Origin of the sequence: Sulfurimonas sp. NW9 (assembly GCF_051132275.1) — a bacterium.
GTDB classification, from domain to species: Bacteria; Campylobacterota; Campylobacteria; order Campylobacterales; family Sulfurimonadaceae; genus Sulfurimonas; species Sulfurimonas hydrogeniphila.
The window spans coordinates 2,295,306-2,308,874 of record NZ_CP093236.1 but is presented as its reverse complement, the minus strand read 5'-3'; the positions used below and the strand labels follow the sequence as shown (position 1 = coordinate 2,308,874).

General features: G+C 37.2%; 13 protein-coding genes. 12 read left to right on the top strand and 1 reads right to left on the bottom strand.

Translation table 11 applies throughout. The features are described from left to right. The first annotated feature begins 30 nt into the window (after window positions 1-30). From MLC44_RS13035 to MLC44_RS13010, 6 genes are all read left to right on the top strand, one after another. Complete coding sequence (locus tag MLC44_RS13035) at window positions 31-1,068, top strand: GGDEF domain-containing protein (RefSeq protein WP_151899285.1); 1,038 nt, start codon at window positions 31-33, stop codon at window positions 1,066-1,068. A gap of 23 nt (window positions 1,069-1,091) precedes the next feature. After that, complete coding sequence (gene def / locus MLC44_RS13030; protein ID WP_346389824.1) at window positions 1,092-1,616, top strand: peptide deformylase; 525 nt, start codon at window positions 1,092-1,094, stop codon at window positions 1,614-1,616. Between the two features lie 77 nt (window positions 1,617-1,693). Next, a complete protein-coding gene (locus MLC44_RS13025) occupies window positions 1,694-3,202 on the top strand; it encodes a YifB family Mg chelatase-like AAA ATPase (protein WP_151899287.1) in 1,509 nt (502 codons plus the stop codon). 101 nt (window positions 3,203-3,303) lie between these two features. Beyond that, complete coding sequence (locus tag MLC44_RS13020; protein WP_434657737.1) at window positions 3,304-3,555, top strand: hypothetical protein; 252 nt, start codon at window positions 3,304-3,306, stop codon at window positions 3,553-3,555. Between the two features lie 14 nt (window positions 3,556-3,569). After that, window positions 3,570-4,235: a glucosaminidase domain-containing protein gene (locus MLC44_RS13015; RefSeq protein WP_434657735.1), complete on the top strand. Its 666-nt coding sequence runs from the start codon at window positions 3,570-3,572 to the stop codon at window positions 4,233-4,235. Between the two features lie 153 nt (window positions 4,236-4,388). Continuing rightward, on the top strand, window positions 4,389-4,544 hold the full coding sequence (locus tag MLC44_RS13010; protein WP_283949348.1) for a Fe-Mn family superoxide dismutase: 156 nt from the start codon (window positions 4,389-4,391) through the stop codon (window positions 4,542-4,544). Window positions 4,545-4,564: 20 nt separating this feature from the next. Here MLC44_RS13010 and metH read toward each other — a convergent pair whose 3' ends face one another. After that, entirely contained in the window at window positions 4,565-8,053 is a 3,489-nt protein-coding gene (metH, locus tag MLC44_RS13005) for a methionine synthase (protein WP_434657732.1), read from the bottom strand. Window positions 8,054-8,253: 200 nt separating this feature from the next. Between metH and MLC44_RS13000 the strand changes: the two genes are divergently transcribed. From MLC44_RS13000 to rnhA, 6 genes are all read left to right on the top strand, one after another. Then, a complete protein-coding gene (locus MLC44_RS13000) occupies window positions 8,254-8,889 on the top strand; it encodes a recombinase family protein (RefSeq protein ID WP_151899291.1) in 636 nt (211 codons plus the stop codon). 17 nt (window positions 8,890-8,906) lie between these two features. Further along, entirely contained in the window at window positions 8,907-10,352 is a 1,446-nt protein-coding gene (gene ccoG / locus MLC44_RS12995; RefSeq protein WP_151899292.1) for a cytochrome c oxidase accessory protein CcoG, read from the top strand. Window positions 10,353-10,486: 134 nt separating this feature from the next. Continuing rightward, a complete protein-coding gene (locus MLC44_RS12990) occupies window positions 10,487-11,551 on the top strand; it encodes a YeiH family protein (RefSeq protein WP_151899293.1) in 1,065 nt (354 codons plus the stop codon). Between the two features lie 92 nt (window positions 11,552-11,643). Continuing rightward, window positions 11,644-12,114, top strand: a complete 471-nt coding sequence (locus MLC44_RS12985) for a hypothetical protein (RefSeq protein ID WP_151899294.1) — start codon at window positions 11,644-11,646, stop codon at window positions 12,112-12,114. Next, a complete protein-coding gene (locus MLC44_RS12980; RefSeq protein ID WP_418640812.1) occupies window positions 12,111-13,157 on the top strand; it encodes a tetratricopeptide repeat protein in 1,047 nt (348 codons plus the stop codon). Before MLC44_RS12985 ends, MLC44_RS12980 begins: the two co-directional genes overlap by 4 nt. After that, entirely contained in the window at window positions 13,132-13,566 is a 435-nt protein-coding gene (gene rnhA / locus MLC44_RS12975; protein WP_151899296.1) for a ribonuclease HI, read from the top strand. Before MLC44_RS12980 ends, rnhA begins: the two co-directional genes overlap by 26 nt. Window positions 13,567-13,569 lie beyond the last annotated feature (3 nt).

Below are 13,569 nucleotides of genomic sequence, written 5' to 3'. Positions count from 1 at the left end.
GTTAAGAACGACAAAGAGTAGGGAGAAAATATGGCAGGTGGATTAAAATCAAAAGTACAGAAAAACTCTAATGCAAAGACAACTGTCATAAAAAAACTGGATCTAGAGAGTTCTTCGAGTGATATTGAAATTTATGCAAAAGAGGTTTTAAATGCACTTATTGCAGACAATTTACCACCTACTCCCAATAACTTTTCACTCTATTTTGACAGACTTTTGGAAGATAAAAGCGAAAATCTTCGGAAGCAGATACACTCTATTTTGGAACTTGAAGAGAACAATGATGATGAAAATACTATTGTTTTGGAACAAAATCTTAAACAGGGATTTAGTTCCATCAAGCATATTCTTACGGTAACAGCCAACCTGTACAAAAATATGTCTTTAATGATAAAAATTTTAGAAAAAAGAAAAAAAGAGCTCAGTAATGTACCTAGTGAAAAAGAGGCTGTGAATATAATCGGTATTTTAGAGGGGGATGTTTCCAAACTGAATTCTATTTTGAAAACACAAAGCTCTCAAATGAAAACAATCTATGATGATACAGCTAAAATTGTTAAAAATGTTGAGAATGAGACAATATTTGACAATCAATTCGGAGTCTATAACAAACGTTATCTGCTTACAAAAATTGAGCAGGAAATTGGGCTTATTAAAGAGTTTAATCATAAAAGTTCTCTTATTATGATAGAACTTTCTCGTGAGCTCAAGAAAAGCGTCAACAATGATAAGGCGGTTTTACTGATGACCAGAACAATTGCAAGACTGCTTTTAAAAACTTCAAGACGAAGCGACATTGTGGCACATTACGGGAATGGCGTCTTTGCAATGCTGCTGAAGCATACAGATATAGAGAGTGCCCAAAAGGCAAGTGAGCGACTAAGTGATTTGGTTTCAAACTCTAATTTCTTTTTGGCAGACAGAGAAATTCATCTAAAAATTTCTATCGGTGTGACAGATGTAAATCCTGAAAATTCTGTTGAAGAGATTGTAGTCAGTGCAATGGACGGTATCCAAAAAGCGTATGAAGATAAAAACAGTGATTATGCTGTCTCATTGAGATCATAAAAAGCAGGAAAATTTTTTAAGAGATGAAGTTAACTATAGTAGAATATCCGGATAAAAAACTAAGAGAAAAATCTTGCGAAGTCAAAGAGTTTGATGATTCTTTGCATGAATTGCTCGATGCCATGAACCCTTTGATGATAAGCACAAACGGTATAGGCCTTGCAGCGATTCAGGTTGGACATCCGATTCGGGCACTTATTTTAAATATTCCTGATGAAGATGGAGAGCAGCCTCCTGAAAACCTGCTTGAAATTATCAATCCGGTTATGACGCATAAAAGCGGAGAAACAACCTATCAAGAAGGTTGCTTGAGTGTTCCCCAGTTTTATGAAGATATTAAACGATATGAAAATATTATTATAAATTATCAAGACAGATACGGGAACACAAAAACACTCGAAGCAGATGGGCTTTTGGCTATAGCTATTCAGCATGAGATGGATCACCTTGAAGGTATTTTATTTATAGACAAACTCTCCTATGCAAGACGAAAGAAGTTTGAAAAAGAGTATAAAAAAATGCAAAAAGAGAAAAAAAACAACAAATAAAATGACAATTTGTCATATTATTCCTTACATGTAAAGCATTCAGCTAAGATAGAAGCAACTAGAAGAAGGTTGATTCAATGAAAAAAGTTCGCTGTGCAACATATGAGGGAATAGATGCCAAAGTCGTTGATGTGGAATCAACTTTGACGAAAGGACTACCGTCCTTTTCTATAGTAGGGATGGCATCGACTGCTATTACAGAATCAAAAGAGCGGGTAAAATCTGCACTCCTGAGCAATGATTTTTCTTTTCCTCCCAAGAGAATTACTTTTCTTCTGGCTCCGTCTGAACTTGCAAAATCGGGTTCACAGTTCGATTTGAGTATGGCTTTGCTCATACTTTTGAATGAGAGTGATGCAGACTTGAACGGCTGGTTTGTCTTTGGTGAACTGGGGCTGGACGGAAGTGTAAAAGAAAATATTCAGCTCTATCCTTTAATTCTTTCTTTGGCAAATCAGGGGCTTATATCGCAAGCTGTTGTGCCGTACGAATCACTGCAAAAGCTGTCAAAAATTCCAAATGTTTCATTTTACGGAGTTAAAAGTGTCAATGAGGCTGTCAGTCTTTTGAAAAATCAGGAGACTGCAACGCCAAATATAGAACAAAGTGAAATTGGCTATCCGTATTATCAGTTAGAGGGACAAAGGTATTATTATACAAAAGAGTATACAGAAGATTTTATCGATGTCAAAGGACAAGAAATTGCCAAAAGAGCGGCTTTAATAGCCGCGGCAGGGTTTCATAATATTATTTTTGAAGGCAGTCCCGGGTGCGGGAAGAGTATGATTGCAAACAGACTCCGTTATATTCTTCCGCCCATGACAGAGAGTGAAATCCTGGATGTTGCCAAGCTTGAAGTTTTAGAAGGGTATGAACCGGAATTCAAACCTCACAGAACACTGAAAAATCCACATCACAGTTCTACACCGGCAAGTATTTTTGGCGGTGGCAGTCATAAGGCAAAAATAGGAGAGGTAGGGCTTGCAAACAACGGTATACTGTTTTTTGATGAATTACCGCATTTTTCAAAAGCTGTTTTGGAATCACTCAGAGAACCAATGCAGGATGCAAAAATAAGAATTTCAAGAGTCAATTCAAAGGTAGAATATCCGGCTAAGTTTTTGTTTGTAGGTGCTATGAATCCTTGCCCGTGCGGAAATTTATTAGATTCACACAAAGAGTGCAGGTGCAGTGATCTGGAAATACAAAAATACAAAAACCGTCTCTCTGAACCATTTTTAGACAGAATAGATTTAAATGTGGTGATGCAAAATGTAAATGTCAATGATTGTCCAAGTTTTTCATCAAAAGAAATGCACAAAACGGTTATTGAAGCACATATATTTTGCCAAAAACGTGGACAAAAAGTATTTAATGCACATCTGTCAGATAAAGATATGGAGAGATTTTGCAAGATGGATAATACATCCAATACAATACTTCAGACTGCCATAGAAAGGTTTGCTTTGTCATTTCGAAGTATAAAAAAAATTCAAAAAGTTGCTCGGACAATAGCAGATTTGTCTCAATCGGGTTTGATTAAAAAAGAACATATGCTTGAGGCTCTTTCATACAGAAGAAGGTAGGTTAGTAAAAGATATTTATATATCTTTTACTTTCATTCAGTTACAATGGTTGGGATTGGTATTGTATGGAGTGTGCTTAAAATGAAGAGGAGAAAAGAAATATGCATGACAGAAGAAAAAAATCAAAAATATTACCGATCTTTTTTTTATTTTTGCAGATAACTGCATTTTTCTTTGCAAGCTGTTTCTTTTATCAGTTGGCAGTTATTATGGGGGTATCGGCTAATATTACAGTGCTGATTATAGCAATTGCCAGTGTATATGCCATAACAAAATTTTTTGCCAGGTATTTTGAAATTAAAAATCGGATAAAATATATGGACTATGAATATTTCGGAAAAAAAGAGAAGTGATAAAATTTGTTTTTATGTTGTGTATAAGCCCATCTCTGCTTGTTTTGAGTGATGAGCGTCTCATTATTAAAAAGAGCAAGAAGAGGGCAGCTACACATCAGCTGTCTGTAAAAGAGAAAAAAAAGAGATTTTTGATGTTGCTGGTTCCTGTTATTAGTAAAGTACATAATGAACTGATGCAAAGATATGAAAGAATTGCAAAAGATATCGCGAATAAAGAAAACAGAGAAGAGATTGAGTTCTTGAAAAAAAAATATAAGGCGACAAGTGATGAGGATTTGTTGGCACGTTTGAAACCGCATCCTGTAAGCATTGTATTGGCTCAGGCTGCTATGGAAAGTTCATGGGCTACTTCGAGATTTTTCAAAGAGGCAAACAATGTTTTTGGAATGTGGAGTTCCCATTTAAATGAAAAACGTATTGCCGCAGGTAGAAAAAGAGGTGGTACACAGACGATATGGCTAAGAAAATTTGATACACTGGAAGACGCTATACGTGCCTATTTTGAGATGATTGCAACAGGAAAGGCATATCACAGGCTTCGTCAACTGCGTTTAGAGTATGATGATCCCTATAAAATAACACAGGGTCTGGATAAGTATTCTGAAATGGGAGAGGATTATATAAAGGTGTTAAACCAGGTGATTAAGTTTAATCATTTAACAAAATATGACCGCTAAAGTATTATTTTTGGGAGCTGCTGGGTTACGGAACAAATTTTATGGCAAAGAATAAAATGATAGGGGTCTATTTAAAATAATTTTAGTTTTTTGGTTGCAGTAGTTTATTAAGCAGTGGAATAGTTGAGATGATTTTTACATCATGAAACGCCTCTGTTTACATGTGATGTCTGGGAACATGCCTATTATCTTGATTACAAAAATGAAAGAGCAAAATATCTGGATGCTTTTTGGGCACATATTAACTGGGACAATGCTTCAAAAGTATTTGCAGATAAAGAGCAGAAGAAAGAAGAAATAGGTTCCTGATTTACAAAAATACCTGTCGGCTACACATTGTAATATGTAGCCTCAGGATGGTATACAACAAGTGCCGAAGTTGACTGCTCGGGGTGTATTTGAAATGTTTCACTCAGTTCAATTCCAAACTCTTCCGGTTTTAAAAGATTAAACAAAGGACGGTTGAGCTCCAAGTCAGGGCAGGCCGCATAGCCAAAAGAGTAGCGGCTTCCCTGATATCTGTTCATGCGTACATCGGCGAGAGTGTTTCCTTCATCTTTTGCAATGTTGAGATCAAGGCGTATTTGTTTATGGGCAATTTCGGCAAGGGCTTCAGCAAGTTCAACCCCCAGTCCGTGAAACTGGTAATACTCCGTATAATCGCCTCTGTCATATATTTCGCGCTCCGCATCACTGATTTTACTGCCGGCACTCACACAGGTAAGTGCGATGACATCATGTCTGTCATTATGAAAGAAGTCACTGAGTGCGCGGTGGGGCTTTTTTCGCTGACGGGGAAAGGTAAAAACTTCTTTGGCACGTCCTATGATGTGTTCAAGCGGTTCGCGGTTGATATCTTCTTCTTTGAACCAGCCTTCGCTTTCATCAAAAATCAAAAGGGAGGTATCATCACTTCTGCATGGCCAGTAGCCGTAGAGTATGGTCGGCTCAAAAAGTTTTTCTTCAATAAAACGCTTTTTGAGTTTTTCATAGGCAGGCCAAACGACTTCGTCAAGCTGTTTTTGATAGGCTTCTTTGCTCATGCCTTTTGAAGAGTAGCCCCAGCGGGATTTGAAAAGTATTTTATGGTTTATCCATTCAAAAGCCATTTCAATTTGCTGCGAGGTAAGTTTAATTTCGCGTCTGCCCCAAAACGGTGGTGTCGGTACGGGCACATCCCGTGAAGGCATTTTTATTTCAGACAACGGCGGGATAATAACCTCTTTGACTTCTTTACGCTCTATTTCAGGTGCATCAGGATGCAGATTGGTATCAAAATTACCCGCTTCTATACGGCTCATAGCGGTAACGCCGTCAAAAGCATCTTTACAGTAAAAGATAGGTCCATCATATGCAGGTCGGCAAAAGTCATCTATAAAAGCACGTGTTAGTGCCGCACCACCCAAAAGAATCGGAATTTTAATACCTTTGTCCTGTAAAATATTTAAGTTTTCAAGCATCACCTGTGTTGATTTTACCAAAAGACCGCTCATACCAAGAGCCTGTGCGTTTGACTTTTCCAATGTTTCAAGAAAGTTGTCAAGTTCTACTTTTATACCAAGATTGATGACCTTGTAGCCGTTGTTGGAGAGAATGATATCGACAAGGTTTTTGCCGACATCATGAACATCTCCTTTGACGGTTCCCAGTATCAGTGTGGTATCAGTCTCTTTTTCAATTTTTGGCAGATAGGGTTTGAGATGGTCAACGGCCTTTTTCATTGTCTCCGCCGATTGGAGCACAAAAGGGAGCTGCATCTGTCCTGAACCGAAAAGTTCGCCGACAACTTTCATGGCATCTATAAGAATTTCATTGACGATTTTTTCAGGAGCAATTTTGTGACGAGCCTCTTCCACAAGGGGAATCATTCTGTCTTTGTCCCCGTCCATCAGCAGTTTGGCTATCTTCTCTTCATCGCTCATTTTGAGATAGGCTTCATCTACCGCATCATTGTCAACTGCTTCTTTGGAGGAGAAATGTTCTATAAAAGTAAAGAGCGCTTCGCCGTTTGGTTTGCGGTTAAAAATCAAATCATCACAAATTTCCTGATCTTCTTTGGGAATCTTGTTCAGGGGAATAATATGCTTTACATTGATAATAACAGAAGTCAGTCCCGCCTCAACACAATGATGCAAAAACATAGAGTTCAAATAGGGTCTTGCATCTTTGTCCAGTCCAAAGGAGATATTTGAAAGCCCCAGGATGGCTCCGACTTCGGGATGTTTTTGTCGAAGCTGGCGAATTGCCTCAATAGTGTTAATCCCTGCATCAAAATACTCTTCATCTCCGGAACCCAAAGTAAAAGTGAGTACATCAAAAACCAGATCTTCTTTTTTGATGCCGTGACGGTTTGTTGCGAGGTCGATAATGCGCTCTGCTACTCTGATTTTGTCTTTAACGGTTTTTGCCATCCCTTTTTCATCAATCGTCAGACAGACAAGACTGGCTCCGAATTTTTTTGCCAACTGGCAGACCGCATCAAATTTCGGTTCACCGTCTTCGAGGTTCACAGAGTTGAGAATCGGCTTGCCTCCGATATGTTTGAGGGCAGTCTCAAGCCCCTTTGTCTGGGTAGAATCGGGCATAAGCGGCAGGGCAATTTTTTGGGCATACATTGCCATGACTTCTGTCATATCTTTTGTTTCATCACGTCCGGCAAAACCGACATTGACATCAAGCACATGCGCACCTGCACGTACCTGTTGCTGTGCAACCGAAAGTGTTCCTTCATAATCTTCTGCTAAAAGCAGTTCGCGAAATGCTTTTGAACCGGTTGCATTGGAACGCTCACCTACAAGCAGCGGTGCGGGTTCCTGCATAAGCGGTACGGTATTAAAGAGTGACGCGATAGAGTTTTGCTGTGAACCTGATGGCGGTTTTGGAACAACACTCGAGACCTTGTCGACAAGTGCGCGAATATGTTGCGGTGTCGTTCCGCAGCAGCCGCCTAAAAAGCTTACGCCGTCATACTCTAAAAATTTCTCCTGTTGTGCTACAAATTCATCAGGTCCCATCGGGTAGTATGTATAGCCTCCGCGGTTTTGCGGCAGACCGGCATTGGCATGCACACTGATTGGTTTGCCCCAGAGTTCACTGAGTGTTTTGACATGTTTGAGTACCTGCTCAGGTCCTGTTCCACAGTTGAAACCAAGAGAGAGAATATCAAAAGGCTCCATAATGGTGGCAATGGTTTCGGCATCTGTTCCTATAAGCATTGTTCCGCTGAGTTCGATGGTCACAGAAACCATGATGGGGATTTCGACCTCTTTTTGTCTGCAGGCTTCCTGAATGGCATGCAAAGCAGCCTTTATCTGCAGCGGGTCCTGGGCAGTTTCAATGAGAAAAACATCCACACCGCCGTCTATAAGCGCGATACAAAATTCAGTATAGCCTGCATACATTTCATCATAGGTGATATGTCCGAGTGAGGGGAGCTTTGTTCCCGGTCCGATAGAACCAAGACAAAAACGGGGATGTTCGGGTGTTGAAAAAGCTTCACACTGTTTTTTGACAAGTTCGGCTCCGGCACGTGTCAGTTCATACGCACGGTGGCCGATGTTGTATTCATCCAAAACCCAGGAAAAAGAACCAAAGGTATTGGTTGTGATGAAATCAGCCCCGGCAGTCAGATAGGCATGAAAGATATCATTCATAATTTCAGGAGCTGTAACATTTAAGAGTTCATTGCATCCCTCATTCCCTTCCCATGCCTCTTTTGGAATTTGATCATCACGTTGCTGGAGTTGTGTACCCATTGCCCCATCGATGATAAGCGGGCGTTTTTTGATAGTTTCCAAGATGTATTGTTTTGTTGTCATATATAAAATCTTTTTATTTAAATATTTTATTATTTTAACATTATTGGATATAAAATTTGCTGTATTATCAGTCTAAATTTCACTTTTTAAGTTCGAGAAATGCTAAAATGACGAAATAATAAAAAAAAATATTGACTTTTATCGTCAAATAAGTGTATAATGACGATGAAAATCAATTATTAGAGAGGTTTAATCGTTAAATGACTATTGCCTATATCCGTCCGGATAAAAATTTTTTATCTGCACATGAACAGTTGAAATATATAAATTCTTACACAACGACTAATAATCTTGTTGTTGATGATGAATTTGTAGATTACATATCGCAAAATAAACGTTTGGAAGATCGCATAAATGTAACATCTTATTTTCAATCTAAAGAAGAAGCTATACTGCTTATATATGATGTTTGGGTTTTAACTACAAATATGGAAGATTTAATTCAAATGGTAAGTTGTTTGTTGAAAAATAAATATAAAGTGCATATTATAAAACACTCTGTTATAATTTCACAAGAGAGTAGTGCAATGTTGATTTTAGGGCTTATGGATCAACTCCGGCAAAAATTGAAAAATGATGCTAAAAGAATGATAGGGAGACCAAAAGGAAGCAGATCCAGTTCTAAGTTTGATATTTATTTAAATGAGATTATAGAGTATATAAGAGAGAAAAAAAGTGTAAGTGAAATGGCACGTCTTTTAAATGTCAGTAGAAGTTCACTAAAAGATTACATTGAATCAAGAGAGTTAAAACAGATAGCTTCGGGTTCGTTGCTGACGCATACTCAAGAAGATGCCGAAGCTCAGGTTATTAATACAATAGTATGTCCAGATTAATTTAATAGGAGAAATAGATGAGTGAAAAGAAAAAAAGTATAGAGATACCTACCCCTTGGAGAATTAAACGCTATTATGTTTATGCGTTGGCGACAATAGTAGCTTTGGTGCTGCCATGGATTAAAGTCAATGGACACCACTTCTTTTTATTGAGTTTTGACAAAATGAAACTGGACCTTGCTTTTGTGCAGTTTGATATGCAAGAATTGTATTTGATGCCATTTTTATTGATGCTTCTTTTTATTACTATATTTGGTATGACAGTTTTAGGCGGTCGTGTTTTTTGTGGATGGGTATGTCCGCAAACTGTGTTTCGTGTCATTTATCGTGACTTGATTGAAACAAAATTATTGCATTTACGAAAACGTATCGGAAACAAGCAGCAAGAACCGGATATGTCAAAACCTGAAAACAAAGTAAAAAAAGCGATAGCTGTTATGATATGGACTGTGCTTGCATTGATTGCAGGAGCCGATTTTATGTGGTATTTCGTTCCACCGGAGACCTTTTTTCAGTATTTAAGTAATCCTGGAGAGCATTTGACGATGATTGGTTTTGTTGTAGGGATTGCAGCATTTTTGATTTATGACATTGTATTTTTAAAAGAAAATTTTTGTATTTATGTCTGTCCATATTCCCGTGTACAGTCAGTACTCTATGATGAACACACAGTTATGGCGATTTATGACTTTAACAGAGGCGGACATATCTATGACGAGCATCACCATAAAAAATTTGAAAAACAAAAAGAGTTGCAAGCAGCAGAACCAAATGCCGAATGTACGACATGTGAAAAATGTGTAACAGTCTGTCCTACTCATATTGATATACGTGAGGGACTGCAACTTGAATGTATAAACTGTCTGGAATGTGTTGATGCCTGTACAACAGTTATGGGTAAACTTGGAAAACCATCACTCGTGACATGGTCAAGTGAGTATGAGATTGCTGAGAAAAAGGGAAAAACAAAATATTTCCGTCCAAAAATCATAGCATATATGGTTTTACTTGTGGGTCTTATGTTTGCACTTGGATATATGAGTACGACAAAAGAGCATATGCTGTTAAATATCAATAAAGAGACAAGACTTTATTCTGTCAAACATCTTGCAAATAATAAATTTGCAGTTGAAAACTCTTATGTCTTTTTATTGCAAAATACTGAGAATGAACCAATGAAATTTTTCTTTGAAGTTATTCCTCCAAAAGGAATGGAAGGGAAAATTCAAATAGTAAAACCGTCAAAACCTTTCAGAGTGGTACCTGGTGTTAAAAAGAAAAAAATTGTAACACTTAGAACAACAGAGATGTTGGTTGATGACAAACGCAAGGATACTATTATTCCTATTACTATTCATGCATATGCTTTGGATAAAGACGGAAAGCCTAGCAAACTTATTTCTGTAATGAGACATACAATTTTCGTCTTTCCTAAAGAGAATGTTCTTTTAGACTCAAAATAAATTTAATAATAAGAAATCACACCATGGTGTGATTTCTATCAAATTCTTCGCAAATAAATAATTTGTTTTCTCATCAGCATAAAATTTGCTATAATTCGCCTCTATTTATAAATTTATAATAAAAGGTAATAACTATGGCATTCTCAAAAGAAAATAGAAAAGGTACTGTTTCAGGTATCATCTTTGTTGCAATTTTTGCAGCTGCTGCAACATCAATAGCGCAAATTGCATTTGTCAAATCACTTGGCATCTCTCCTCTTGTTATCGGTATAGTATTAGGTATTTTTTATGCAAATACTTTACATAACCATATTCCGAGTGCCTGGGGAACCGGTATTACGTTTTCAGGCAAAAAGATTCTTCGTTTTGCAATCGTATTTTATGGTTTTCGTATAACATTTCAGCAGATTATGGATGTGGGGCTCAGTGGTTTTACCGTTTCACTTATTATGCTTTCCACGACTTTTTTACTGGGAACATATTTAGGTATAAAAGCGTTTAAGATGGATAAAGACACATCAATGCTTACAGCAGCAGGTGCCTCTGTCTGTGGTGCTGCAGCAGTTCTTGCAACAGAACCTGTTTTAAAAGCAGAAGGGTATAAAACTGCAGTAGCGGTTTCAATGGTTGTGCTCTTTGGTACAATTTCTATGTTTTTGTATCCTGTTTTGTATGCATCAATTATTGAGCCGGCAACAGGATTTTTGCATATGACTCCGGAACAGTTTGGTATCTATACGGGTGGAACTATTCATGAAGTGGCACAGGTTGTAGCCGTGCCTGCTTCTATTCCAGGTGCACCTGAAATTATGGCAAACTCTGCAGTGATTGTTAAAATGACTCGTGTTATTATGATTGCACCAATGCTTATTGTTTTGGGAATTTATTTGTCTATGCAGGCAAAAAAAGAGGGAAAATCTGGCGGTAAATTACAGCTTGTTATCCCTTGGTTTGCAGTATATTTTATAGGTATGGCCGGATTTAACTCTTTAGATTTGGTACCGCATACTATTGTTGATACTATCAATACAATTGATACTTTTCTTTTAACGATGGCAATGACAGCACTGGGTATGGGAACAATCTTTTCCAAATTCAAAGGGCTTGGTTTGGCACCGCTGTATACTGCCGGTGCGATGTTTGCATGGCTGGTTATAGGCGGTTTTGTGGTGACTAAGTTTGTAACAGCTGCTCTTTAGCAGCTGTTGCAGCTTTGGCAATGAAGCTTCTTAATATACTTATTTAAATAAATATTATATAATATTTATACTAGTTCACAAGGAGTTTAATTTTGTCATATATTCCAAATACATTAAACTCTTTTTGGCTTTGGAAAGAGGTTTATGTAAAACTGGGGATTTCTAATCCTGCCTATAAATATTGGAAAAACACTCCAACGTTAAAATTGAATAATAAATATATTTTTATTCAAAAACAGACACTTCCAAAAAAACATGAACATGTTGAAAATATTCTAACAGATCTTTCGGGGTATTTGCCAATTAAATATGCATCAGATCAGTTACATGTAAATGAACACTTGTTCGTAAGTGATAAAATGGCACTTCATACAGAGTTTGAGTATAAGTTTGTCGAAGATGTAAAATTTGTAAATGTAAAAAGATTTTTCAGAGAATATGGAATTAAAGTGAACAAAAATTCCATTGTACAGTTAGGGAAAATCAAAGATTTGGAAATATCTTCGGATGCAATATTTTATAATTTGAAAAATGATTACGGATTGGTGGTATATAATTCATGAATACTTTTTTTATAGAGTTTCGAGACCCTCTTTTTTCCATTATTATTTTCTTTACCATTATATTTATAATTACTTTTTTTTCTTATTGGTGGGGGAGATATAAAAGAAAAGAGGACTCTAAACAAATAAGTAAATTTTTGGAACAGTTTCGTACCTTACCATCACATAACGAATTGAAAATTTTAATAGCTGAAGGAGGGCTGTCAGAAAAATCATGGCTGCTTCTTGCGAGTGCATACTATAAAAACGGTGATTATGAAAAAAGTATAGAGATATATAATGAAATATTAAAACTCGGAAATAAAAGAAATACGAGAGAAACAATGTTCTTACTTGGAAAAACATATTTTAAAGCAGGATTTTTAGAACGTTCCAAGCAGGTTTTTTTAGAAATTCTGAAAAAGAATCCCCGTACACCGGAAGCTTTGCATTATTTGCTTCTTGTGTATGAGTACATGAAAGATTATAAATCCGCTTTGGAAGTTTTAGAGCCGTTGGATGAACTTCAAGAAGATGTTATTCTTGAACGTGCATACCTGCATGTTTTGGAAGCTCTTGATTCGCCGAATATGACAAAAGAAGAAAAAGTCCAGAAGTTGTTGGAGATATATAAAAATGCTCATCGTCTGGCTTATTTGATATTTGATTATATTTTTCAGGTAGATCCGCAACTTGCCTGGAAAAATATTGACATCTCTAAAAGCGAACTTTTGACAGAACTCTTCTGGCGATGTGATTCAAAAGATTTGAATTTGGATATAATTACAGACAATGGCTATCTGCGGGAACTTTATACTGCAAGAGGTGATGTGAAACTTGCATACAACAGCAGTATATTTGAGCTTGATGTGTTGATAAAACTTGAGGGAAAATCAAATGCAACACTCAGTTTTGAATATGTGTGTGATAACTGTAAAGGGACATATCCTTTTGCTTTCAGCCGTTGCAGTTCATGTCATGCGATAGATACAGCAAGAGTGGAGTACAGTTTAAGTAAAGATTACGCTAAGGAATTCAGTGAAGAAAATAACTCTTTTCAGTGACGGCAGTGCCTTGGGAAATCCAGGTCCTGGAGGTTATGGTGTTATTTTGCGATATGGTAAAAGTGAAAAAGAGCTTTGGGGCTCGGAACTCCATACTACAAATAACAGAATGGAACTCAAAGGTGCAATAGAAGGGCTTCGTGCTCTAAAGGAGCCTTGTGAGGTCGATATAATTTCTGACTCCTCTTATGTGGTGAAAGGAATCAATGAGTGGTTGCAAAACTGGATTAAAAGAGATTTTAAAAAAGTAAAGAACCCTGATTTATGGAAAGAATACATAGAAGTGGCAAAACCGCATAAGATTCATGCCATATGGGTACGGGGACATGACGGTCATGAAGAAAATGAGCGATGCGATGTATTGGCAAAAGAAGCGGCGCAAAAAGCCAAAGAGGCTTTAACACAATGAGGA